The sequence below is a fragment of the Adlercreutzia sp. ZJ473 genome (assembly GCF_013185065.1).
In the GTDB taxonomy this organism is placed as follows: domain Bacteria; phylum Actinomycetota; class Coriobacteriia; order Coriobacteriales; family Eggerthellaceae; genus CAAEEV01.
Map to the genome: position 1 here is coordinate 42,555 of NZ_JAAVTO010000005.1, position 23,615 is coordinate 66,169.

Annotated in this window: 22 protein-coding genes; 4 read left to right on the top strand and 18 right to left on the bottom strand. The window is 62.6% G+C overall.

What is annotated here, in order from left to right; translation table 11 throughout:
• Nucleotides 1-153 precede the first annotated feature (153 nt).
• The 10 genes from HRL41_RS01705 to HRL41_RS01745 form a co-directional block, all read right to left on the bottom strand.
• On the bottom strand, nt 154-1,050 hold the full coding sequence (locus HRL41_RS01705) for an MBL fold metallo-hydrolase (RefSeq protein ID WP_172135241.1): 897 nt from the start codon (nt 1,048-1,050) through the stop codon (nt 154-156).
• A gap of 33 nt (nt 1,051-1,083) precedes the next feature.
• Nucleotides 1,084-2,379, bottom strand: coding sequence for an MFS transporter (locus HRL41_RS01710; protein WP_172135242.1), 1,296 nt, complete (start codon nt 2,377-2,379; stop codon nt 1,084-1,086).
• Nucleotides 2,380-2,510: 131 nt separating this feature from the next.
• Nucleotides 2,511-3,317, bottom strand: coding sequence for a 4Fe-4S dicluster domain-containing protein (locus HRL41_RS01715; RefSeq protein WP_172135243.1), 807 nt, complete (start codon nt 3,315-3,317; stop codon nt 2,511-2,513).
• Nucleotides 3,318-3,336: 19 nt separating this feature from the next.
• A complete protein-coding gene (locus tag HRL41_RS12055) occupies nt 3,337-4,524 on the bottom strand; it encodes a molybdopterin dinucleotide binding domain-containing protein (protein ID WP_253904638.1) in 1,188 nt (395 codons plus the stop codon).
• Nucleotides 4,521-5,957 carry a molybdopterin-dependent oxidoreductase gene (locus HRL41_RS12060; protein ID WP_253904639.1) on the bottom strand — a complete coding sequence of 479 codons (1,437 nt, stop codon included), beginning with the start codon at nt 5,955-5,957 and terminating at the stop codon, nt 4,521-4,523. The genes HRL41_RS12055 and HRL41_RS12060 overlap by 4 nt, the downstream gene beginning before the upstream one ends.
• Nucleotides 5,958-5,978: 21 nt before the next feature.
• On the bottom strand, nt 5,979-6,200 hold the full coding sequence (locus HRL41_RS01725; RefSeq protein WP_172135244.1) for a hypothetical protein: 222 nt from the start codon (nt 6,198-6,200) through the stop codon (nt 5,979-5,981).
• A 151-nt stretch (nt 6,201-6,351) separates the two neighbouring features.
• A complete protein-coding gene (locus HRL41_RS01730) occupies nt 6,352-7,257 on the bottom strand; it encodes a LysR family transcriptional regulator (RefSeq protein WP_172135245.1) in 906 nt (301 codons plus the stop codon).
• A 198-nt stretch (nt 7,258-7,455) separates the two neighbouring features.
• Nucleotides 7,456-8,367, bottom strand: a complete 912-nt coding sequence (locus HRL41_RS01735; protein WP_172135246.1) for a DmsC/YnfH family molybdoenzyme membrane anchor subunit — start codon at nt 8,365-8,367, stop codon at nt 7,456-7,458.
• Between the two features lie 8 nt (nt 8,368-8,375).
• Nucleotides 8,376-8,903, bottom strand: coding sequence for a 4Fe-4S dicluster domain-containing protein (locus HRL41_RS01740; protein WP_172135247.1), 528 nt, complete (start codon nt 8,901-8,903; stop codon nt 8,376-8,378).
• A gap of 2 nt (nt 8,904-8,905) precedes the next feature.
• Complete coding sequence (locus HRL41_RS01745; RefSeq protein WP_172135248.1) at nt 8,906-11,104, bottom strand: molybdopterin-dependent oxidoreductase; 2,199 nt, start codon at nt 11,102-11,104, stop codon at nt 8,906-8,908.
• Nucleotides 11,105-11,566: 462 nt separating this feature from the next.
• On the opposite strand from HRL41_RS01745, the gene HRL41_RS01750 reads away from it, so the two are divergent.
• The gene (locus HRL41_RS01750; protein WP_172135249.1) at nt 11,567-12,727 is read left to right on the top strand and encodes an aldo/keto reductase; all 1,161 of its coding nucleotides are present in this window, start codon (nt 11,567-11,569) and stop codon (nt 12,725-12,727) included.
• 171 nt (nt 12,728-12,898) lie between these two features.
• Here the strand turns inward: HRL41_RS01750 and HRL41_RS01755 are convergent, their stop codons facing one another.
• The 4 genes from HRL41_RS01755 to HRL41_RS01770 all read right to left on the bottom strand — a co-directional run bounded on the left by HRL41_RS01755 (nt 12,899) and on the right by HRL41_RS01770 (nt 16,946).
• Nucleotides 12,899-14,479, bottom strand: coding sequence for an ATP-binding protein (locus tag HRL41_RS01755; protein WP_172135250.1), 1,581 nt, complete (start codon nt 14,477-14,479; stop codon nt 12,899-12,901).
• Nucleotides 14,480-14,762: 283 nt separating this feature from the next.
• Nucleotides 14,763-15,632 carry an NAD(P)H-hydrate epimerase gene (locus HRL41_RS01760; protein ID WP_253904644.1) on the bottom strand — a complete coding sequence of 290 codons (870 nt, stop codon included), beginning with the start codon at nt 15,630-15,632 and terminating at the stop codon, nt 14,763-14,765.
• Nucleotides 15,633-15,693: 61 nt separating this feature from the next.
• Nucleotides 15,694-16,149, bottom strand: coding sequence for a hypothetical protein (locus HRL41_RS01765; RefSeq protein WP_172135252.1), 456 nt, complete (start codon nt 16,147-16,149; stop codon nt 15,694-15,696).
• Between the two features lie 86 nt (nt 16,150-16,235).
• The gene (locus HRL41_RS01770) at nt 16,236-16,946 is read right to left on the bottom strand and encodes a DUF4357 domain-containing protein (protein WP_371808778.1); all 711 of its coding nucleotides are present in this window, start codon (nt 16,944-16,946) and stop codon (nt 16,236-16,238) included.
• Nucleotides 16,947-17,360: 414 nt separating this feature from the next.
• Here HRL41_RS01770 and HRL41_RS01775 point away from each other — a divergent pair, with 414 nt between their 5' ends.
• Nucleotides 17,361-19,838, top strand: a complete 2,478-nt coding sequence (locus HRL41_RS01775; RefSeq protein ID WP_371808776.1) for an excinuclease ABC subunit UvrA — start codon at nt 17,361-17,363, stop codon at nt 19,836-19,838.
• Nucleotide 19,839: 1 nt separating this feature from the next.
• Nucleotides 19,840-20,670: a DNA-deoxyinosine glycosylase gene (locus tag HRL41_RS11925; RefSeq protein ID WP_216662460.1), complete on the top strand. Its 831-nt coding sequence runs from the start codon at nt 19,840-19,842 to the stop codon at nt 20,668-20,670.
• Nucleotides 20,671-20,849: 179 nt separating this feature from the next.
• Here HRL41_RS11925 and HRL41_RS01785 read toward each other — a convergent pair whose 3' ends face one another.
• From HRL41_RS01785 to HRL41_RS12380, 4 genes are all read right to left on the bottom strand, one after another.
• Nucleotides 20,850-21,716, bottom strand: coding sequence for a DNA/RNA non-specific endonuclease (locus tag HRL41_RS01785; protein WP_172135254.1), 867 nt, complete (start codon nt 21,714-21,716; stop codon nt 20,850-20,852).
• 188 nt (nt 21,717-21,904) lie between these two features.
• Nucleotides 21,905-22,066, bottom strand: a complete 162-nt coding sequence (locus HRL41_RS01790) for a hypothetical protein (protein WP_172135255.1) — start codon at nt 22,064-22,066, stop codon at nt 21,905-21,907.
• 1 nt (nt 22,067) lies between these two features.
• Nucleotides 22,068-22,901 (bottom strand): GIY-YIG nuclease family protein, encoded by an 834-nt coding sequence (locus tag HRL41_RS01795; protein WP_172135256.1) that lies wholly within the window; start codon nt 22,899-22,901, stop codon nt 22,068-22,070.
• Between the two features lie 9 nt (nt 22,902-22,910).
• Nucleotides 22,911-23,030 carry a YgjP-like metallopeptidase domain-containing protein gene (locus HRL41_RS12380; RefSeq protein ID WP_371808779.1) on the bottom strand — a complete coding sequence of 40 codons (120 nt, stop codon included), beginning with the start codon at nt 23,028-23,030 and terminating at the stop codon, nt 22,911-22,913.
• A 311-nt stretch (nt 23,031-23,341) separates the two neighbouring features.
• On the opposite strand from HRL41_RS12380, the gene HRL41_RS01805 reads away from it, so the two are divergent.
• Nucleotides 23,342-23,614: a type II toxin-antitoxin system RelB/DinJ family antitoxin gene (locus tag HRL41_RS01805; RefSeq protein WP_172135258.1), complete on the top strand. Its 273-nt coding sequence runs from the start codon at nt 23,342-23,344 to the stop codon at nt 23,612-23,614.
• Nucleotide 23,615: the final 1 nt, after the last annotated feature.

Consider the following 23,615-nt stretch of genomic DNA (forward strand, 5'->3'; position numbering starts at 1 on the left):
ATGGATACGCGAATGAGCGACTCGAGGGATATCTGGTGCGTCTGCTCGAACCGCTCCAAAGAGCGAGTGGGGGACGCACGCACGCGTCCCCCACCCAACGTAAAGCGAGCCTCGCTAACTTCTCGCGAGCGCTTGAAGCTGGCGAGATAGTCGCTAGCCGCAACAGTCAGCAGGCAAAACGCCCCGCCAGGGCAGCCGGCCGACCAGAGCGCCCAATTTGCGAAGCTGATACACCTTAAGCCCTTCCTTGGGCTCGTCGTACGGCATGCGATCAGCGCGATAGGAGTCGTGCGGCAGAATCACCTTGGAGATGTCGTCGCCGACGATGGCCATTATCTCGTCGTACGCTTTCATGGCGCCGTAGGGCGCCGCATTGCCCATGGCCGGCGGCAGGTAGAAGGGCTTCTCCTCAACACCGAGGATGTTGCCCTGACGCGTCGCCACATCCCCGGCGTCGACATAAGGGCCGTCGGGCGTGCGGATGACCACCAGCTGGTCAGCAAACGAGTGGGCGCTGCTCGTCTTGATGACGTCGATTCCCGGCAGCAGATCAGCCACATCCCCGTCAAGCAGGGTCAGGCGCCCCTCTGCCTCGAGGGCACGCGCGCGCTTGAGGTCCTCCGCGTCGACGGACATGAACATCAACAGGGCCTTCTTGGGATCGGACGCGATGTCCTCCCACGCCTCCAGGTCATCGCGCTGCAGGTAAAACTGTGCGTTCGGATACACCTCGAGAGCGCCCATGTGGTCGAAATGGCTATGAGTCAAAACAACGTCGTCTATGTCATCAGGCGTCAAGCCCACCGTCGCCAGCATTTCCTGCGGACTGTGGCAGTAGTCCAGGAAATTCTTGGCCAAGCCCTGCTTGACCGGGTCGTCTAGGTCCATACCCGTGTCGACGAGGATGTTCTTGCCGCCACCCTGCAGAAGCGCGATGGCAAAGACGTTGTAATCCCTGTTCGACGTGTATTGATTGCTGTACTGCATGGTCTCGGGAATAGCGCCTGAACCGTACTCGAAGATCGTTATCTTGTAGTCGACATGTCCCATGATGCCACTCCTTTGCCGTCTCTCAATTACCCGCTAGTTTTTCCAGAGCTTGTGTCCGAAGCGGATCGCGATGAACGCCGCAGGGATGACGAGCACGGCGGCAGCGACCCAGATGATGAGCCCCGACAGATAGGTTCCCGACGTGTCGAGGATCGTGCCAACGATAGGATTCGTGACTGCGAGACCCAGCGCGCGCAACGAGCTGCTGATCGAGTAGAGCGTGTCGAAGTCCTTCAGGCCGAACGCATCGTCGGTGATGAGCGCCGGCATGTTGAGGGTGACCGTAATGCCCGTGCCGGTGATGAAGCCAGCAGCGTAGATGACGAGGTCGCTGTGAACGTAGAGCGCCGCAATGTAGACGCAGAGGCCGATCGCCGACAGGCCGAACCCGAAGGCGTTGCCCGCACCCGCGCCGAACTTATCCTTGATGGCGCCGGCAATGGGCTTGCCGATGATCTGGCCGACTGCTGCAGCCGACATGGTGAACCCGGCGACCACAGCGCCGTAGCCGGCAGACTGGACGAGGGTGTTGACGTTGGTGTTGAAGGCACTCAGGACGCCGATGAGCAGCATGGTAACCGTCAAGAAGGCGAACGCAGGGGTCTTGATGGCCTCACGCCACGCAACACCGGGCAGATGGAGCTCCTCAGCCTTGCTCTTCTTCTCGCTCTCCTTCTCAAGAAGCTTCTTGACGTCTTCCTCTGTCGCACCCTGAGGAAGGATGCCAAGCGGAATAGGGGAAAGACGAACAACGAAGATGCCCACGGCACTCAGGGAGATCGCAAGCAGAGCGCCCATGCTGAGAGCAGCAGCCTGCCAGCCGCTGTTGATGATGATATCGGTGATGAACGGGCTCAGGATGAAGCTGCCCACGCCAGAGAAGGCCAGGGCAAGTGACGTCCAGAGGCCGATGTTCTTGTAGAACCAGTTCTTGATGAGCACCGGGATGATGAACAGAGAGCACAGCGGGTACAAGCTGTTCAGCGCAGCTGTCGCGTAGTACATCGGCATGGACGGGAACAACGCAAACAAGATCCAAGAACCGCCGCAGGCTACTGCGCCGATCACGATCAGACAGCTGGCACCCAGCTTCTTCAGCATGGCACCGCTGAACAGCAGCACCGGAATGGAGAAGAGGAGCTGAACGGTATAGTAAGACAGAAGCGGTGCTGCCGTTTCCGACAAACCCCAGGTGATAAGCGGTTTTACAAAAGTGCTCACCATCATTGACGGAACATAGAAGCCAATTGCCTGCATCAGGCAGCAGCATACGAGCACAGCCCAAGGACGCGTGCTCTTTCTGAAGGCGATAGCGGAATTCCCACTCATGATTATTAAATCCCCTCTGTGTTTTAACTTGGAAGGCGCAGCCGCCGAAGGCTTTGGAGGCGCCTCCGGCGACCGCGCCGTGAAGCATGCGAAGCAACTTCCTCAGCTAGGGCTGGCAAGTTGACCTCGAGCTATACGGCGAACATCTCAATGACGCCGACGTTTTGGTCCTTGTCGACCGTTGAAGTCTCGATCACCCTCGTGGTATAGCCTTCCTTCGAGACGAAGACGCTGTACTCATTCGGCTCGATCTGGTGGAACCAGAAGCCTCCGAACTCGTCGGTCTCGGTCTCAAGCAGCTCCCCGGTCTTCTTGTTCTGGAGCTGAACCTTGGCTCCGATGACGACCTCGTCGGCCTGCAGGTCAACGGCGATGCCGCCCACAAATCGCTTGGGCAGGTTCGCATAGACCATGCGCGGCTTGGTGTCGGCGTCCGGCAGAATCTGCTCACACCCCTCGCTGGCAAGCTCCTCCTGGTCCACATAGGTAAGGGCGCCGGGGCCGCAAACCTCAACGCATCGCGGAGCCTCCCAACCCTCGTCGAGCAGGTGAGCGCAGCCCGTGCACTTCTGGGGAAGGTTCAGCTCGGCGTTCCAGTACACCGCGCCATAGGGGCAGGCGTCGACCAGGTCCTTCATGCCTTCAGCCTTTGCCGGGTCGATGATGACCAGACCGTCCTCCCGGCGGTACACCGCCTCAGGAGCCTTCGCCATCAGCACGCAGTCCTCGCAGTGCTGGCACATGTGAACGATGTAAGACACGCGCACCTTCGGGACCGAGCCGCGCTCGCGCTCCTCGACGCGGCACCAAAAAGAGCCGGTATCAGGCTGAGCTTTTGCGTAGGGCATCCAGTCGTTGCCGCAATGCTCATCTTTGCAGGCTATCTGACAGTTGTAGCAACCGTTGCAGCGGTTGGCATCAAATTTAATGACTTTCATCTCGTCCTCTCCTCTGCCGTTAGTCAAGGTTGAAACGCGACTCGGCGATCAATCCCGTATCGGGGTCATACGGACGGTTGAACTGCTCGGGATACTGAGCCGCCAGAGCGAACACATCCACCTTCTCGCAACCAACCAAGTAACCGCTCGTCACCTCACCCGCGCAGTTCTTGGAGGTCACCGCGCTCGGGGCAATGAGGTTGTTGGCGCCGCCGCGGTCAAGGCCGCCATAGCCGGGGACGATGGTGTCAGTACGAGCGCCATGGTCCTGGTAGACGACACCCGGCATGATGCGCTCGGTCACGTACACGCCGCCGAGCACGCTGCCGCGCTCGTTGAACAGGCGCGCGACATCGCCGGTCTTGACGCCCATCCGAGCAGCATCGACAGGGTTGATCCAGATGGGCTCGTACTTGTACCCGTCGGGGCCGGTGATCTTGCAGGTCTGGATCTCGCGGAACCAGGTCACATCGTCGAACTGGGCGTGGATGCGCCAGTGCGGGTGGTTGCTCACCAGCAGGAACGGATATTCCTTAGCGCGCTCAGACGTGATGCGGTCCTGATGCTCGGGGCTCTCGTCAACCCAGCGAGGGATGGGGCCGCGTTCCACGTCATCGGGGAACACCTGGGCCAACGCCGTCGAGTAGTACTCAAGATACCCCGAAGGCGTCGAAAGCGGGAACCAAGCCGGCGCGTTGTAAAACCCGATGAGGCCGGCGGGCTCCTCCTCCCAGTTCTCGCGCGTGGGGATCACGTAAGACTGGACGTCCTTGAACTCCTCGAAGGTCATCTTCTCCGAAGCGATGTTGCTCTCGAAGCCGAGCTTGAGCCACTCGTCGTCCGAGCGATCATTCTCGGAATACTTGTTGTAGATGTCCTCGAACGCCGGCTCGTTGCCAAAGCGCTCATCGAGCCGCTTGGCAACCATCTTCACAAAGTGCATGTCCGAGACCGCCTCGCCACGCGGTGCGATGGCGTTTTCCTCATAGAACACGACGTTGTAAGCGCCGTTGTCGCCGTCAGTCGCGATGTCGGTATCCTCGAACTTGGTAGTGATGGGCAGCAGCATGTCGGCGAAGTTGCAGTCGTTCTCCATCCAGATGTGCTGGATCATGTAGAACTCGATGTTGGCGCTGCGCACGGCATCCTGGAAGTTGTTGCCACCGTTCCAGCACGTCGTCCAGCAAGGAGCGTCAGACCAGATCATCTTGACGCCGGCGTCACCCGGCTGCGGGAACTGGAAGGGCCCGTGAACTGGTCATCGCGAGGGAGGCCGCATGCCAGATGGCTGTACCACTCGATGGGCTCGCCCTTCAGACCCTGGGGCACCATGGTCTTGGGGATCTGGTTTTCGCGCCAGATGTCCTCGCGGCCGCGATAGGCGCCGCCAACGTTCGGGATTTCCTCGCCACCGGGGAAGATGTTGACTTCCTTGGAGCTGAACAGCGCGAAGTCCGTGAAGAGGATCTGGTTGCAGCCAGGCTGCCCCAAACCCTGCATGCCCAGCAGGGCGACTTCGAGGCGAGCCGGCTCATGGGAGAACGCTGCGCGGATATAGCTGCCGCCGTTGCAGTGCCCGATAGACACGCGGTGCTTGGCCCAATAGCGCGCAAGCGCCTTGATGGTGTAGGATGGAACGCCGCAGCGAGCCTCTGCCCACTTGGGCGTCTTGGGAATGCCGTCTTCGCCGCCCATGACGTAGAAAGCCCAGTTCTCGAAGCCGATCGCATGGGTGCGCAGATACTCCTCGTCATAGGTGCCCTCGGTCAGCCACACGTAGGCGATGGCCAGCTGCATGGCGGCGTCGGTGTTCGGAAGAACCGGAATCCACTTGTCGGCATGGGCCGCGTTGGAGTAGTTGCAGTCGGGAGCGATATGGATCTGCTTTACGCCGCACTCGGTGAAGAAGTACTCGAGGCGCACCGGCATCTGGCTGCCCCAGCCGTTGGGCGTCGTCTCGGGATCGCCGCCCCACATGAGCAGCGCGTCCGAATGCTCGGCGACGTCCTTCGCCAAGTTGGTCTGCTTGCACGTATTGCCGAAGGGATCCATGCCCCAGATGTGCTTGGCGCCCCAGTACCAGCCCTCCCAGCTGTCCGCCTGACGGCACTGGAAGGCGTAGTCACCCTTCCCGATCTGAGAGAGAAGACGGGTCTGGCATCCGTGAGTGCCGTGAAGGATCTTCGCCTCACCGTGCCCATCGGCCTGGGCGTAGATGGAGGAGACGCCGTACTCCGTTACGATGCGGTGGATCTCGTCCGTGATGATCTCGAGGGCCTCATCCCAGGAGATGCGCTCGTACCCGCTCACGCCACGGGTTTCCGGATGACGATCGCCCTTCGGGTCCCAGTCCACGCGCTTCATCGGGTACAGGATGCGGTTCTTCGAGTAGATGCGCTTCTTGTACGCGAGCTGGATGGGCGTCAGCGTCGTCTTGGTGCCAGGCTCAAGCACCTTGTCGCCCACCTTGATCTGCCACGGATGCAGGCAGTCCATGGGACCCGTGCTGTCGAAGCGATACGGACGGATGCGCGTGACCTTGCTCTTGTCCGCGGGAACGTCAACGTCGCAAATGTTCGACACGAGGCCGGTTGCGCAGAAGCCTATTCCCTTGTGGACAGTCTTTTCAGATGTGCTCAATGTTCTCTCTCCCTTCCTGGGCTACTCGGCGTCCGCCTGGGCTGTCGTGTCCTTCTCGTTGAAGCTCTTGTCATCGATGAAGTAGTTGCCCACGTCGCTGATGTCAGAGGAGCCCTCGTAGCCAGGCACCCCTTGAGGCGGCGGCGGAGGCGTCAGCCCAGCCATCACCGACCATTTCCTGCCCTTGGGGTTTCTCGGCGGCAGCTTCTCGCGTTGAGCGCCGAATACTGACTCGTCAACCATAGAATCCTCACTCCCATCTCGTCTCTCGTGCAGGGAATCCTGCTTCGCCCTTGAGGTTAGTTGCCGCAAAACCGCAGGGTAAGGGGGCAAAAAAAACGACCTGCGTCTAAAAGCGCAGGTCGTGGGGGAATGAGGTATTCTATTTTGGAAGCTAGACGTCGCGTCGCTTCTTGGCAGCGCTAAAGAGGCGCTTCAATTCGAAGAGGTTGCGCCTCATCGTGCGCGACTCCTCTGCCTCCTTGAGCCACATGAACTGAACGGGGATGACGTAGCCCGACTGCGTCTCCTCAACCACCTCGATAAAGCGGATTCTGTCACCGTAGATGGAGCGGTTGTGCTCGAGGACGAGGGCCACCCCCGTGTTGTTCATCACGCTCATCAGCACCGTGTCAACGTCGACGAGCTGCATGCCGTTGCGATAGTTCGGAAGAGCGCCGAACACCTCCTCGAGGTGCTTGGTGATGGTCACCCTGCTGCGAGATTCGGGACGCAGAAACACCTCTCCCTCCAAGTCGCACAGCTTGACCCTGTCATGCCTCGAAAGCGGATTCTTCTTGCTCACGGCAAGCAGCATGCGCTCCTCTTTGAGGGTAACGGCATTGCACAGAGGTGCCAGGTCTTCGTCCACGTCGATGGTGATGGCAGCGTCTATCTCCCGCGCCTTCAGCAGCTCCTTGATCTGAGCGTCCGACAGGGAAAGGAGCTTTACCTCAAACGGCACGCCGCCGCGTTTCAGCGCCGTACCCAGGTCCATGAGGATCTGCTGCGACGCATCATGGTAATAGCCTAAGGTCACCGTCTCGGACGACCCTCTTTTTATCGCATCGATCCGTGCGACGGCGCTCTTGTACTCGGCGACGATCCTTCGAACGTCATTGGCGAACGCCTTCCCGGCCTTCGTGAACTCGAGGGGAACCGATGGCCTTTTGATGAGCTCGATGCCGAGCTCATCCTCCATGGAAGCTATGTGCTTGCTCAGAGCAGATTGGGACACGTGGCATTGCTTTGCTGCGTCCGTGAAGCTGCCTGCTTCCACCAACTGCAGATACTCTTGCATATGCTCGGTGCGCACTTTATCCCCCTCGCTCCAAGGAAAAGCAGCGGCGCTCCCCCTGAAATCGCCTCATGATCGAGGCGCGATTACCTTTCGGAAATCAACTTCCATCACATAATAAAACCATCATCTCGACAGCGTCAAACCCCTCCAAACGGAAGCACGCCTGTGCCACCATGCCCGGCCTCGCCCTGACTCGGACTACTTGCGCAGCTTGGCCGCCCAGCGAACCTGGACGGGAAGCTCGTAGAACAGGTTGCGATGCTGCGCGTGAACACACAGCTGGCCAGCGGCCGCAGCGGCGGCAAGCGCCGCGACGACGACGCCGTGCACCCCGACGCCCGCCAGCGCAACGGCCGCCGCGAAGACGACGCAGCAGGCGCCCTCCGCAGCCCAGAGCCTCCGGACGCAAGGCCACAGATGCGCATAGCGCGCCAACGTGAGCGAAACCCGCTCGTCAGATCGGGGAGCGATCGCCTGAAGCCGTCTCCTGCGCGCGCGATGCGACCACACGTCAACCGCCAACCCGCCTAGGCTGACGGCCACGAACGCGCAGGAAGCCGCAAGGGGCATCGGGTCACCGCCCGCCAACGCGAAAGACGCCGCGGGGCCCGCGCCCAACGCGCAGGCCCACAGCTCGGCCAGGCCCTCGGAGCCGCACCATGCCGGACGCGGAGAGACCCTGTACGCCAGCGCCACCACGACGAGCAGCGCCGCGCCTGCCGCCACCGCAAGGAGGTTCGCCGCCACCGCAAGCACCGTGCGCCCTAAGGCGCACGCCGCAAGCCACGCCAAGAGCAGCGCCCAGAAGACGCTTACGGCGGCGATCTCGCGAGAGAGCCATGACGACCTCAGATTGGCAAGCGAGCGAGGGGCGCGCAAGGGCTTGGCCAGATGCGCGACGGAAGCCGCCATGCCGATGCTCGTCAGGACCCAGGCGAGGGCAGCCAAAGCGCCCAGCCCCGCCAGGTCAAACGCGCCCCCCTCTGCAAGCGCGCTGGCGCCCATCCCCGCGAGAGCGCACAGGCACACGCCCTCGGCTGCCGGCACCAGCGTCGTGAACGCGATGAGCGGCAGCTCGCTTCGCCTCTCCTCCCTCAGGATGACGGACAACGCTGCCCCTACAGAAGACGCTTCGCCGCGCTCATGCGCCGCGCCGCCGTCTCGCGCGGCGCGTTGACGCCGCCCTCAACCGGCTCGAGCGTGATGGCCCCGCCGCAGCACGTCTGCACGCACGCGGGCTTCTTGCCCTCGCGGAGGCGATCGATGCACATGTCGCACTTCACCATGAGGCCGTCTCGGTCGAACTGCGGCGCACCGAACTCGCAAGCCCAAGAGCAGTAGCGGCAGCCGAGGCACTTCGCGTGGTCCACCAGAACAGCGCCGAACTCATGGTCGCGGTAGATGGCGCCCGCCGGGCACACGCTCATGCAGGCGGCATCGCCGCAGTGCATGCAGGCCATGCTCACATACTGAACGGGAGCAGACCCGTCCTCGCTCTCAAGCGTGACCACCTGGCGGAAGCGCGGACCGCTCGCACCGGGCTCCTCTTGCGCATGAGGGCGCAGGCCGTGGGCAGACTTGCACGCAACCTCGCACGCGAAGCACTGCGCGCACCTCTTTACGTTGAAATGGAACGCATGCTGCATGTCTACCTCACCGTGCCTTTCGCATCTGCCTCGTCCGCGCCGATCTTGTCCACGCGGCCCAGGCACATGGTGTAGTTTGCCTGGCTCGAGATGGGGTCGAGCTCGTCGTCGATCCCCAGCTCGTTGTAGTTCTGCTCGGCCCAACCTCCCGGGACGTACAGCCAACCGGGCTTCAGCACACTCGTCAGCTCCGCCTTGATGCGAATGGAGCCGCGCGGGGAGGACACCTCCACCAGCTCGCCGTCTTCGATCCCCTGCTCGCGCGCCCATGCGCCGTTGATCCACAGGTACGCCTCAGGCTGCATCTCGCGCAGCCAGGGGATGGTGCGGCGCTGCTCATGCACGTACATGGGGCCGCTGCGGCCGGTAAACACCACGCAGGGGTAGTCCCGGGCCACGTCGGGCCTGGCGCGCGGCGACTCAACCGGCTCGATCCAGCTCGGCAGCGGGTCGAACCCGTTGGCTTCCAAAACCTCGCCGTAGATGTTGGCCTTGCCTCCCGGCGCGCGGAACCCCGCCGTCTTGAACTTCTCGTACTCGATGTCCGCGAAGGCTATGCCGCTGGGGTTTTTCCGCAGCTGCTCTGCGGTTATGCCCGACGGGCGCAGATCGGCGTCAATGTAGTAGTCGATGTCCTCGGTCGGGAACTCCTCCTCGAACCCCAAGGCGCGCCCCAGCTTGATCATGATCTGCGTATCGGGCAGGGCCTCGCCCACCTGGACGCACTTCTGGCGGAAGGTCAGGATGGGCAGCCACACGTCGGACTTGAACCACTCGGGCTCAGTGCGCTCGAGATAGGTGGCGGCGGGCAGAACCAAGTCGGCGAGCTGGGCCGTCTCGCACAGGTACGGGTCGATGGCGCAGATGAAGTCGACGTTCGCCATGGCCGCGCGCGTCACGCCCGGCTGCGGCTGGGTCACCATGATGTTGGCGCCTTGGAAGACGGCCACCTTCAGCTGCCCCTCGCGCATCAGCCGGTACATATCGGGCGTCGGAATGAGCCCCTGGCCGCTGAACAGCAGCGGCCAGCTGGAGTCCGGGTGGTTGTAGGGCGGCACGTGGAACATCTTGGTGGGGTGCGTGGGCTCGAAGCCCTCGACCATGTGGTCGATCAGGGTGAAGTTAGGGTCACGATCAGGGCTTTTGGGCGTGAACACGTCGCAGCCGACGCGATCGAGGTGCCCCGTGATGATGCGCAGGATGCACAGGGCGCGCGTGGTCTGGGAGACGTTGACGCGTCCCTCCAGGCCGTGCCCGGAGACGATGCCCGCGCGCTTGGTGGTGGCGTACTCCACGGCAAGCGCCTCGATGTCCGCGGCGGGAACGCCGGTGATGTCCTCAGCCCACTGCGGCGTGTAGGGAACGCCCTGGTTGTTCTCCCCGCGCACATGAGCCGAGAGGCGCTTGAGGCCCGGGTCGTTCGTGTAGGCGTCGACGAACTCACTGTCCCACAGGCCGCGGTCGACGATGACGTAGATCATGGCGAGCATCAGGGCGAGGTCGGTGCCAGGCTCGGGCTGCAGGAGCACGTCTGCCGTGGCGCCGAGGTGGAAGCGAAGCGGGTCGATGCACACCAGGCGCGCGCCGCGCTCGTGCGCGTCGTAGATCTTGCGCAACGAAGGCGCCACGCTGAACGCAGGCTGCTTGCCCCAGAAGATCAGCAGGTCGGCATTGTCGTAGTCGCAGTGCGAAGGCATGCCGCCGTAAGTCGTCCCCTCCATGACGGCGCGCGGGACAAAGCACTCCGAGGCTCCCATGCCCACGTCGGTGCCCACCGCATGGGCGACGCGCTGGGTCATGTCGTAGGTGAAGCCCCAGCCCGGCGCCTGGCCGCGGATGAACCCCACCGAGCGAGGCCCCTGCTCCTCGAGGGCCGCCTTGATCTTGCCGGCCAGCTCGGCGATAGCGTCATCCCAGCTCACGCGCTTCCACTTTCCCTCACCGCGCTCGCCCGCCCGGCGAACCGGGTACATGAGGCGTCGCGGGTCATGCGCGATCTGCGGCCCCGCCTGGCCCTTGGCGCACAGCGCGCCCCCTGTGCGGGGATCGCCGGGGACGCCCTCCACCTGCACGACGCGATTGTTCTCCACCTTGACCATGATCGGGCAGCAGTTGTGGCAACCGCCGCATACCGATCGAATGACCTTGCCCTCGCAAGCGTCTGCCGCCTGTCGCCCGCTCGCCTTCTGCGCTCGCCGCATAGCAGCCTCCCTCCCTCGCTAATCCAGAAGCGCCTGGACCTCTTCGCGCGTGTACGTGTCGCCGTGCCCGCCGTAGAACACGGCGGAAGAATCCCAGCAAACCGTCCTCGAGGGAGAGCGTGCGCCCTATCTCGAACAGGTAGCGCTCTTCGGCAAGCAGCGCGTACCAGTAGGCGATGTCGTACTTGGAGGCGAAAACAGCCCGTCCATCAGGCTCTCCGCCCTCGAAAGGTCACAAGCTTCAGCTAGGGCAAAGTATAACCCTCCGCGCCCATGCCTACGAACAGAACAAGCTGCACCTCCGTGTCTGGCGTGCTCTCTTCGCCAGCTCAGCTTACTTCGCGAAATACTCCGGCATCGCTGCGACCTTCGCCTCCCCGTGCGGAAGCAGCACGCCATGCGCTAAACTCTTCACATCGGCAGATACGCTGGAAGCTGGATCAGGAGGAAAGGGAGCAAGGCATGACGTTCGACGTGAGCAAGATAAGCCCGCTGGGATTCGGGTGCATGCGCTTTGAGGGGCGCGAGACGAACACCGTCGACATCGACCGCACCGCGAAGATGATCGACCGCTACCTAGAGGCAGGCGGCAACTACTTCGACACCGCCTGGGCCTACCCCAACAGCGAGGTCACGCTGCGCGAGGCGCTCGTGAAGCGCCATCCGCGCGACTCGTTCTTCCTCACGTCGAAGTGCGTCACGTGGACCCACTGCGCCTGCGAGGAGGACCTCGAGCGCCAGCTCCAGGAGACGCTCGAGAACTTGGACGTGGAGTACCTCGACATGTACCTCATGCACAACCTCGGCGGCAGGCGCACCGCGACGTTCGAGCAGTTCAACGCATGGGAGTTCGTGAAGCGCGCGAGGGAGCGCGGGCTGGCGCGCCACATCGGCTTCTCGGCTCACTGCACGCCCGAGGAGCTTGAGCAGCTCATCGCCGACTATCCCGAGGCCGAGATGGTCCAGCTGCAGGTGAACTACAACGACTGGGACAGCCCGTCGTTCCGCGAGCGCGAGTGCGTGGAGGTGGCACGCCGGCACGGCAAGCCCGTCGTGGCCATGGAGCCGGTCAAGGGCGGCCTTCTGGCGAACCCGCCGCGCGCGGTGCGCGAGATCCTCGACGCCGAGATGCCGAACGACTCCTACGCCACCGCCGCGCTGCGCTTCGCCGCCAGCGCCGAGGGCGTCTTCTGCACGCTCTCGGGCATGAACACGCTCGAGCAGGTGGAGGACAACTGCCGCGCGTTCGAGAACTTCCAGCCGCTGACCGCGGCCGAGCACGCGGCCATCAAGCGCGCGCAGGAGGCGATGCGCTCGAGCGGCATCGTGCCCTGCACCGGCTGCGACTACTGCGCGAAGGTGTGCCCCGCGGGCATCGGCATCTCCGGCTCGCTCACGGTGCTCAACCACTTCATCAACTACGGCGACCCCGCCGAGGCGCACTACCAGCTCGGCTTCGTCGTGCGGTTCAACGGCGGCAAGAAGCTGCCGAGCGAGTGCCTCCGCTGCGGCGCCTGCGAGGAGGCCTGCCCCCAGGGCATCAACATCCTCGAGTGCTTCGACCGCATCGAGCAGGAGATCACGTCCCACGCCCCCGCCGCGAAGGTGCTGATGAAGCCGTAAGGCCGCTCGCCGAGCGGCAGCGCGGAGCCGTAAGGCGCTTGGGGCTCACGTGGGACTTAATGTGGGGCTTGCGCTCGTCATCATGCGGGCGCAAGCCCCGCGCATCACCCGAACAAGGTTGCGCCACTCACTCAAATTGGCGTGCGCATCACTCACTTAACTCTTCGTTCTTCACTCAACTTGGTCACTTAACTTCGAGTGATCAGCGGCGAAGGGCTGAGAGCTCAAGAGGTATTTCCTGTTCTTGCTTGTCTGGGGAGCGGTAGCTATCACAGCTCCTTCCTCGACAAGCGCCTTGACGTAGCCCCTCGTGTTTTCGGGCTGCCTGCCAAGCGCTTCGGCAATCTCGCGTATGCCCCGAGGCTCGTCTGAGTCGAGAACGGCAAGAATGCGCTGACGCCACTCCGCGCGCGACCATCGGGGCTGTCGGGCCTGCTCGTGCGAGACGACATAATACGCAATCTCGCTAGGCCCTTGCCCACCTTCGGCAATTCCAGCATCGCCCCTTGCGAGAACGACCTTGAAGCTGTCTAAGCCTGCGACAAACCGAGGCTCCGCGAGCGTACGAGACGCCATGGCGCTCTTCATGAGGGGAATGCCGCTCCCGTTCCCTTCAGCAGACATGCCGCTGCCACCTGGGAGAGGCATCAGCGACATAAGCTTCATGAGAGCAGCGTTGCGGCAGGCGGAAATGCCGTCGCCGATGTTCTCCAGGGTCTTTCCGCCCCAGAGGCCACCCGGGTTGGTCACCTCAACCCTGTCGGGGTAGATGTCGACCGAAACCGCCTGCCCTACGAAGTACTCCCCGTACTCACGGTGAACGACGGCGTTGACGAGCGCCTCGCGCAGCACCTCCTCGGGTATCTCGAGCTCGTCAACGCGCCCAACGCCCCGCACGACCGAGCGCGTCCTGAGGTTCTTCGCGATGGCCCGATAGGCATCTTCTACCACCTCCCCCGCAGGGCCTTCGCATATCACGCGATCAAGAAATCGCATCGGCGCGGCTGGATCGGACTTCTGCGCCCCTGGATGAACGGCAACGTCCACGACAAGCTTGGGGAAGAACTGCTGGGGGTAGCTTCCGCATACGAGAAGGCCCGCAAGACATACGTCGCCCTTTTCGCTGGTGATGCCGAGGCGTGCCATCTTGGCATCCCTCGTCTTCGCGCCGCGCAGCGCCCGCGAATCCTTTTCGCGGTCAAGCAGGTCGTTGACGAGCTTTGACGACAGGTCGTCTCCGGTTGCCGCCTCAACTGGCTGCCTGTCGGCGCGCGAGGGCTTGAGGAAGTTCGTGAGGGAGTAGATCTCCGTGGGCGAAAGCCTGATGTCCTTGTCGTCTACGCGCTTGTAGCTTCCGCCTACGAAGCCCCTTCCGACTATATAGCAGGGCTTCTTGTCCGCTTCGAGCTCCTCGATCTCAATCGCAAGCACGGGGGATCCTTCGAACGCAAACCTATGGAGGTGGTAGGCAGGGGGCTGGGCAACGCGAGTGCCGCTCAGATCGCCGTCGCCCATGCCGGCGACGAACTGGTCGAGAACCTTGTCTATGGCGAAGCTCTTTGCAGGCTTGAAGCTGTTGCTTTCGTCGAGGCCGAGAAGGATGAGGCCCCCGGCAGTGTTTGCGAAAGCGCTCACAGACTCCCACACATCCCGGGAAAGCTGTTGGGCACTTGCCTTTACTTCAACGAACTCGTCATCGGTGTGTTGGGCGCGAAGCCTTTCGACTATGGGATTCAAATCCTGCTCTTGCATCAAGCACCTCGCTTCAATGCTCGTAGGGACAGCGGAAGTTCACGAACGCTCACTCAATGATACACTTTTTCACTCAATTTGTTTGCTTGTTGAGTGAAAATTTGAGTGATAAAAGCCCTGCGTATCGCTGAATGTCCTGCTACAACTCGCACAGCAGGGTAAAAGCCCGCTACGTCACTCATGCACACCGCGCATCTGGCAAATGATCACTCACTTAACTTTCCGTTCTTCACTCAACTCGATCACTCAACTTTGAGTGATCGGCGGCGAAGGACTGAGAACCTTATACATCGCATCCGAGCGAGGCGAGGAAGAGCCTGCCCGCCTGAGCTCTCCCGCGTGCCGTGAGCAGGCCCGGCTTTGCGGCGAGCATGGTCACCGTGATGTCAGCTTGCACGCAGCTGTCCGCCGGCTCCCCCGTCTGCGCGTTCAGGCCGCTGGGCACGTCGACCGCGATCACCCGCGCGCCCATGTCGCAGCGAATACAGTTGACGGCGTTGATCCAGGTCGCATAAGGCTCGCGCACCTCGAGATGAGAAAAGCCCGTGCCGAGGATGGCGTCGACGACGACGTCTGCTTGGGAAAGAAGCGCGTCAAGCTGCGCGGTGTCAGGGTTGACGGCGACCGCGAATCGCGGCGCATCGGCGCCCGTGCATGCGTCATGCGCAGCCGCGTGCGCCGGCTCGGCCTGCACCTGGTCAGCAGGCGTCTTCGTCACCAACGTGACGTCCATGCCGCGGCCCGCCAGGAGCGAGGCAGCCACCCAGCCGTCTCCGCCGTTGTTGCCACTCCCCGCCAACACCACGACCGAGGAAGGCCCCGAGGCGGCCTCATCAAGGGCAACGGCCTCCGACTCTGCGGTAGCCTCATCAAGCGCAACCGAAGGCTGCATTGCAGCAATCTCATCGAGAGCAGCGGCCTCAAGCCCTGCGACAGCCTCATCATAAGCAGCGACCTCCAGCTCCGCAGCAGCCTTTGTGCGCACGGCTCCGATGGCCTCCACTTCAGCGCACACGGCCTCGGCAACTGCCGCGCCTGCGCGCTTCATAAGCTCGTAAAGCGACGCCCCTTCCGCGGCGATGCGCCGCTCAAGCTCCACCACCTGGCCAACATCAAGAACCGGCAGCCCCGCCGCATCGTCCCAAGCTATCATCGTATCCACAGCTCTTCGCCTCCCAAATCGCCCCAAGAAACAACAGGCTCCGTCAATCGTCTTAAGCCCTCACGCGCGCAATCTTGTCATCGGGCCCCACCTCGTCGTTCAGCCTTCTCAACGTAGACACGGCAATGCGTCGTTGCCCCGTCTTCTGCTTTTTGCCGCATACCTCCCACGCAGGTGCCCCAGGGCCGTTGTAGACCTCTTCGAAACTGCCGTCCTTGAAAATCTTTAGGACGATGAGAAAGTCCGGGCAGTCGCTTATGGCCACGCTATCGCCCTGCGTAGCTTTGATCTGCACGAGACGACCGTCCGAGTCGACAGGCAGCACCCTGGCATCATGCACAGGATGTGACGCCTCGAAGAGCTTAAGTCCGTACTCTTCCGCAGCAATCACCTCGCCGATGCTGCCAACCATGTGCCCGTCCGGCGTGAAGTGCCGCCTCGGGTACATATCTTCCAGTTCGGCCGTGAGCTTATAAAGCTCGCAAATTTTAGCTTGAAGATCAGTCATGGTTTTCAACCTCCGTTTTCTGGCTCAACCGAAGCTGTTTTGCATTTTCAAGCAAAATAGAAGAGAGCTGACCCAAAGTCATTGCTTTACGCCCTGAGCGAATCGATGAACGTTCCTTCCTTAGTCTTCCACGTTACCCAGCCGTTGCAGGATGCGCCGATGATGAAAGAACCTGCCGTGGAAGGAGAGTCGAAAACCACATCGGAGATGACTATGCCATGTACATCAACATTCGCACATCGTGCCGCACGAACGCTAGAAGCCAATCCTGCTCCTTCAGCAAGACTGATGCGCTGGCCCTTCTTTATGATAAAGCGTCCCTCCTCAACCACCATCTCTGCCTTGAGCTCCTTGCCCCCATCTTTCTTCAATTTGCGCGCCATACAGTAGATGCCGTCGGGGATAAGCTGCGCATTCACGTGCTCCTTGCGCTCAGCGGTGGCCTTTGCGAAGGTCTCTTCCTTGGATTCGCGTTGAATGGGAGGGAACACCTGAACACCTTCAAAAGAAGACAACAATTGAATGACCAGGTCAACGTCAATAGCGAACAGCTCTGAGTTGTACACACGCGAACGGGAGAATATGTCGTCCAGAAGGCTTTCCTTTTCGTCGTAGTTCTCAACCTCAATGGCGAACTCGCGCTTGAGCCCCGCAATATTGTTGTAACCGTTGCGCTCTAGTTGATACATGCGGCTCTCGAACGCCTTCGTTTGAGTCTTGCCAATCTTAACCAGACCGGGCACAACTGTGCTCATGACATATATTACTCCCCGGGCCATAAGCCACCCCGCTTCCATCTCGCAACTCAAACTCGTCCATCATCAGGATAGCCCAACAAAGCATCGCTCGGACAATGCACTTCCCAAAGAGCTCTGCCGTATGTCACAAACAAGCCTGATCACCTCTTCGCCACCTCTTTCACTTCCGTTAGCACGACGTTAACGGAAGTGAAATCAATTTCACTTCCGTTAGAACAGCAAAAGAGACGGATAATGAAGAAGAAACAGGGCTCGGACCAGGATGAGGAGCGGAGGAACGTGCAGCAGCGAATGCAAGGGGGAGAGCGAGTGCGGAGGCAAGCTCAGAGTCAGAACCAGGAGCAGACGCCCGTGCAGCAGCAATCGCAGCCACGCCCGCAGCCACACTCACGCCCGCACTCGCAAGCAACCCCCGGCGGCGCCCCCGCCAGGATAGAGGTGCGCGGCGGGCGGGTGCACAACCTCAAGAACGTCGACGTCGACGTGCCGCTCAACAAGATCGTCGGGATCGCCGGCGTCTCCGGCTCGGGCAAGTCCTCCCTGGCGCTCGGGATCCTCTACGCGGAGGGCTCCCGCCGCTACCTGGAGTCCCTGTCGACCTACACGCGCAGGCGCATGACGCAGGCAGAGAAGGCGCAGGTGGACGAGGTGCTGCACGTCCCGGCGGCCCTGGCGCTCAGGCAGCGCCCCGGCGTGCCCGGCATCCGCAGCACATTCGGGACGGGCACGGAGCTGCTGAACAGCCTGCGCCTGATGTTCTCCCGCCTCGCCTCGCACCGCTGCCCGAACGGCCACTACGCCGAGCCCTCCCTGAACGTCGCCGCCGACCTCCCGATCACCTGCCCCGCCTGCGGCGAGCGCTTTCTCGCGCCGAGCGCGGAGGAGCTGGCCTTCAACAGCCAGGGCGCGTGCGCGCGCTGCGACGGGACGGGCATCGTCCGCGCCGTCGACGAGTCGACGCTGGTGCCCGACGAGTCCCTCTCCATCGACGAGGGCGCGGTGGCGCCCTGGCAGACGCTCATGTGGTCGCTGATGAAGGACATCGCCCGCGAGATGGGCGTCCGCACCGACGTGCCGTTCCGGGAGCTGACGAGGAAGGAGCGCGACATCGTCTTCCACGGCCCCGCGGTCAAGAAGAACATCATCTACCAGAACAAGACGAGCGGCGCCGCCGGCGACATGGACTTCACCTACTTCAACGCCACCTACACCGTGGAGAACGCCTTGTCGAAGGTGAAGAACGAGAAGGGCATGAAGCGCGTCGAGAAGTTCCTGAAGCAGGGCGTCTGCCCCGACTGCAAAGGCACGCGCCTCTCCGACGCGGCACGCGCGCCCCGGCTTCGCGGCGTCTCGCTTGCGCAAGCCTGCGCGATGACGCTCTCCGACCTCGCGCAGTGGGTGGCCGGCGTCCCGGCCTCGCTGCCGAAGGAGATGCGCCCGATGGCCCAGAGCATCTGCGCGTCGTTCGACACCGCCGCGAAGCGCCTCGTTGACCTGGGACTCTCCTATCTCACGCTCGACCGCGCCGCCTCGACGCTCTCCACCGGCGAGCGGCAGCGCATGCAGCTGGCCCGCGCGGTGCGGAACCGCACGACCGGCGTCCTCTACGTCCTCGACGAGCCGTCCATCGGCCTGCACCCCTCCAACCTGGAGGGGCTGACCGGCGTCATGCGGGACCTGATCGCCGACGGCAACACCGTCGTGCTGGTGGACCACGACGTCAACGTGCTCTCCGAGGCCGACTGGCTCATCGAGCTCGGCCCCGACGCCGGCGCGAGCGGCGGCACCATCATCGCGCAGGGGCCCCTGCAGGACGTGGCGCGCGACCCCCGCTCGCGGATCGGCGGCTTCCTCACGGGCGAGGCGTCCGTCAACGTCAGGGAGCGCGCCGCAGCCGGCGAGATGTTCTCCCTCGGGACCATCCGCCTGTCAACCTCCGCGATCCACACGGTGAAGCCCCTGGAGGTGGACTTCCCGAAGGGGCGGCTCGTCGCGGTGACTGGCGTGTCCGGCTCGGGGAAGACGACGCTGATCCTGGAGAGCCTGATCCCGGCGCTGGAGGCGTCCATCCGGGGCGCCCAGCTCCCCGAGCACGTGAGGGCCCTCGCCGCCGACGGCATCGCCCACGTCAAGCTGATCGACGCCACGCCCATCGGGATCAACGTGCGCTCCACCGTCGCCACCTACGCCAACGTGCACGACGAGCTGCGCAAGGTCTATGCCAGGACGCCGGACGCGAAGGCGCGGGGGTGCAAGGCGGGCGACTTCTCCTACAACACGGGGAAGCTGCGCTGCCCCGTGTGCGACGGGACGGGCTCCATCAACCTCGACGTCCAGTTTTTGCCGGACGTCGAGATCCCCTGCCCGGACTGCGACGGCTCGCGCTACGCGAAGGGCGCGAGCCTCATCCGACGCGTGCCGAAGGGCGGAGGACGCGCGCACTCGCTCCCCGAGCTCATGGACATGAGCGTGGACGAGGCGCTCGACGCCTGCGCCGACCTCCCGCTTGTCGCGCGAAGGCTGGGCGTGCTCAAGGAGCTGGGGTTGGGGTATCTGACCTTGGGAGAGGAGACGCCGAGCCTCTCGGGCGGCGAGGCGCAGCGCCTGAAGCTCGCCAGCGAGATGGGGAGGGGCCAGTCCGACACGGTGTTCGTGTTCGACGAGCCCACCATCGGCCTCCACCCGCTCGACGTCGAGACGCTGCTCCACGTGTTCGAGCGGCTGATCGAGCGCGGGGCGACCGTCATCGTCATCGAGCACGACCTGGACGTCATCCGAAACGCGGACTACGTCATCGACATGGGGCCGGGCGGCGGCGCCCACGGCGGCGAGATCGTCGCAGCCGACACGCCGGAAGGGCTCTGCGCCTGCGAGGCCAGCAAGACGGGGGCGTACCTGAAGCGGACGTATCCTGAGCGAAAGGAGCGCTAGCATGCGAACGAGCGAAGATGCAAGCTGGGAGCTGATCGGCTCGCTCATCGCCGCGGAGTCAAGCGGCAAGAGCCCGCGGCTGTTCTCCTCGCGCCGGACGCTGTTCGGCATCCCCTCAGCGCTCGACGAGGAGCTGGCGAAGCTCGACCAGGAGGTTGCAAGGCGGGCTGGCGCGTCCGAGCAAGCCGGCGCGTCCAAGCCGGGCGAGGCGCCCGAACGAGTGGGCGAAGCGCCCAAACCGGTGAGTGAAGCGACGGCCTCCCCCGCACCCGAACCAGCTGGCGTACCCAAGCCGGGCGGGGCGCCCAAGCCAGCCGGCACGCCCCGGCAAACGCAGCAGCACGTGGTCCACCCCCTGGCGCCCGTGTTCGACGAGCGCTCACGCGTGCTCATCTTGGGCACGATGCCCTCGCCGAAGTCGCGCGAGACCGGCTTCTACTACAACCACCCGCAGAACCGCTTCTGGAAGGTGATGGCCGCCCTCTTCGACGAGCCGATTCCCGCCGCCAACCAGGAGAAGAAGGAGCTCGTGCTCGCACACGGCGTCGCGCTGTGGGACGTGCTGGCCGAGTGCACCATCAGGGGGGCCAGCGACGGCACCATCGCCGAGTGCGTGCCGAACGACATCGCGTGGCTGATCGGGCAGGCGCCCGTCGAGGCCGTGTTCTGCACCGGCGCGAAGGCCGCTGAGCTCTACAAGAAATACTGCGAGCCCTCCACGCGCATGCCCTGCACGCGGCTGCCCTCCACGAGCCCCGCGAACGCCGCGACCTCCCTCGACCAGCTCATCGAAGCCTACCGGCAGATCCTCCCCTTCTGCGTCCAAGCGTAAGCGAGGCAGCGCGCGACTCTGGCAGGGACGACGAGCCCACCCCATGAGGCGATCCCCTCCTCTTCGCTTCCGTCCTCAGCGTCCTCCGCGAACAGGCGGTCATCACAATGGAGCCTGCGCGTTTTAGTGTTGAGGACACACGCCGTCTGCCCGCCAAGGCCGGATGCCGCTTCCGAGAGCTAACCTTCCGCGCGCCTGCTGTCCCCCGTCTTGTAGTCGACCTCGACACCGTCCTGCACGTTCGGGATGTAGACCTTGAAGCAGACGCCCTCGCCGCCGTCCTCGACGGAGAGCGCCTCCATGAGCACCCCGCGCGCGACCAGCTCGCCGCCTCGGAAGTCAGGGGTCACGCGGTAGCAGACGTGACCGCCCGTGGCGTCCACGTGCCCAGAGACCTGCTGCTCGAAGCGGGTCATCGTCTCGTTGAGCTGGCGCGTCCCCGCGATCAGGTTTCGCTCGTTCGCGTTCTCGGCGCCGAGGCTCCAGGCTATCAGGTGGCTGCGGTTGAAGAGGGCCCCGTTGCTGGCGGCTATCAGCTCGGGGTAGAACGCCTGCTTCCACCCGCTCGGGCGTATCGAGGATATGCTTCCGCGCTCCTCGCCCTCAGCTGGGGCGGTCTCCTCGCCGACGATGGCCTCGGCGACACCGCACCGCCCGAGCGCGTCCAGCTCGCTGTAGCGCTCGTACCCGAACGCCTCGCCTTCGACTGTGGAGAAGTCGGGTGTCTCGTCGTAGGCGTAGTAGGTGCCGTCCGCGCTGATCTGCGGGTCAGAGCCACCTGCGGTTGCCTGCGGGCCGTAACCGCCCGCGGCGCCGCCTTGTGAGTCGGAGCCACCCGAGCCAGCTTGCAAATCGGCATCACCCGCGGCTGATTGCGAACCGGAGCCGCCCGCGGCACCGCCGCCTTCAGCCGAGGCAGCCAGGCTCGACGAAGGCGCGCCGGAGGAGCCGCCGCTCGGAAGCGCACCGGATACGCACCCGCCGAACGCAAGGCACAGCGCGACCAGCAGCGCCGCAAGCCACCTTGCGAACTTGGGATGCTTCATATGCCTAATATCGTCTCTCATAACCCGATTATATTCCACCCGTGTGCTTGCCGACTCATCAAAGCGGCACCGTCTGATGAGCTAGGGCATAGAAAAAGGCTGGAGCTTTCATAACCTTCGCGACAGCTCATCTACCGCACGCGGAAGGAGTCTTCTTGAAGCATCTGAGTTCGGGGGCTTCAAGCATCTCAAACGCTGCGCTTCGCATATTCACACAACGCTGAACCCAGAGAGCGGCTGCTGTCGAGACAGTACGCCTCGTCGCAATAAACCTTGAAGTCGCTTCCTCCGCCGCAGAGATCAAAACGACCGCTGCCCGCTGTTGAAAACCCGGTTTCGCTCATGGTCACCCTACTTCCTATACAGCGCATCCAGCGTATGTTTTTCGCTGTCTTTCCACTCGATCCACCCGTTGTTGGATCCGCCCAGCACGAAGTCGGCAGCGCCGCTCGGCGTCGAGAACGAAACCGTCTTCCGCAGCAGACCGCTGCCACCCGGCTCCTGCACCAAGTCACCCGAAGCCAACAGCTCCTGCCGCAGCTTATCGTAGCGGTCGAGCTTCGGCTTGACCTTCAAGTCAACAGGCGAGCCCTCGAGCACATCGAACGTGTCGCCCGTGTATATGCCGCGAGCACGAACACCACGCCGTGAGCTGTAAAACAGCTTTACGTTGGCAAGCGCGTCGTCGCTGTCCTCGATTTGGTAGCCGAAGGTCCCCATCACGAAGGCTATCTCCTCGTAGATCTGCTCCACAGTGGGCTTCTGGTATTGGTCGATCACATAACGCGGGTCCACCTTGTTCTCCACGGTGTAACGCTTCGATGCGGTCGCCTGCTCAATGGCGTACTTCTCAAGCGCGCTCACGTTATCGAGCGAGAACGACTGAATGTCATCGGAGAGGAACAAAATCGCCTTATTCCAGAAGTCCTTCTTGGCGTTGTGGTCGTCAAGCCGCACAATACCCTGCTTTGTCTGCCCTACGTACAAACGCGATATGGCTCCGTCCTCGTCGTTGATGAGGTAGTAGATGCCGCGCAACGGCAAATCTGCAATCTGCTTGGCGCGAGAGAGCAGCGGCCTCGGCACGAACACGGTGGTCATGGTCGAAAGCGTACAGCGACAGATACGCACCCCGTTGGGCTCGCCATCGATGAACTGCGTCGTCATGGTTTTCAGTCGCGCCATATCATGCTCCTACCCGATGAAATCCAGTATCCCGTCGTTAAGCTCTTTGCGAACGCTGCGCCACGCAGGCATGTGCTCGTCCATTACCGCAATGAACTTCGAATCGTGCGATTCCTCCATGAAATGCATCTTCACCAGACATTATCCATCCACGAACCTCAAACGGTAAATGATTATTTGGCGGCGTGACGAATACGCCAAAGCATCTTGCCTGATATGAGCAATTTGAGCGATCGAAATACGCAGCGGACATCGACAGGATCATCGAGATGATGGAGCGAGACGAGACGATAGAACACTAAAGGAAAGATGTTGCGCAGCTTTTTGCGAGTACGGATTCGCGCTGCTAGTGCGCTCATTCGGTAACGGCAGTCAACACGCGTTTTCTGCGTTGCTGTAACATATTATAATAACAACGTCACATGTTGTTAGGAGAACCCATGACTGCCACCACCGTTACTATCCGCTTGGACAACTCGGATAAAGAACAGGCCGCCGAAATAGCAGGCTATTTCGGCTTCGATCTTTCGACGGTAACACGAGCCTTCTACAAGCAGATGATCCGTGAACGCCGCATACCGCTTGATCTGTCAATGCCAGAGCCTAACGAGGAATCGCTTCAGGCCATGCGAGAAGCGGACGACTTCTTCGCTTCTGGAAAGCCGGCGCGATTTAAGACAGCTGCCGATATGATCGCGTCCCTTGAGGAATAGC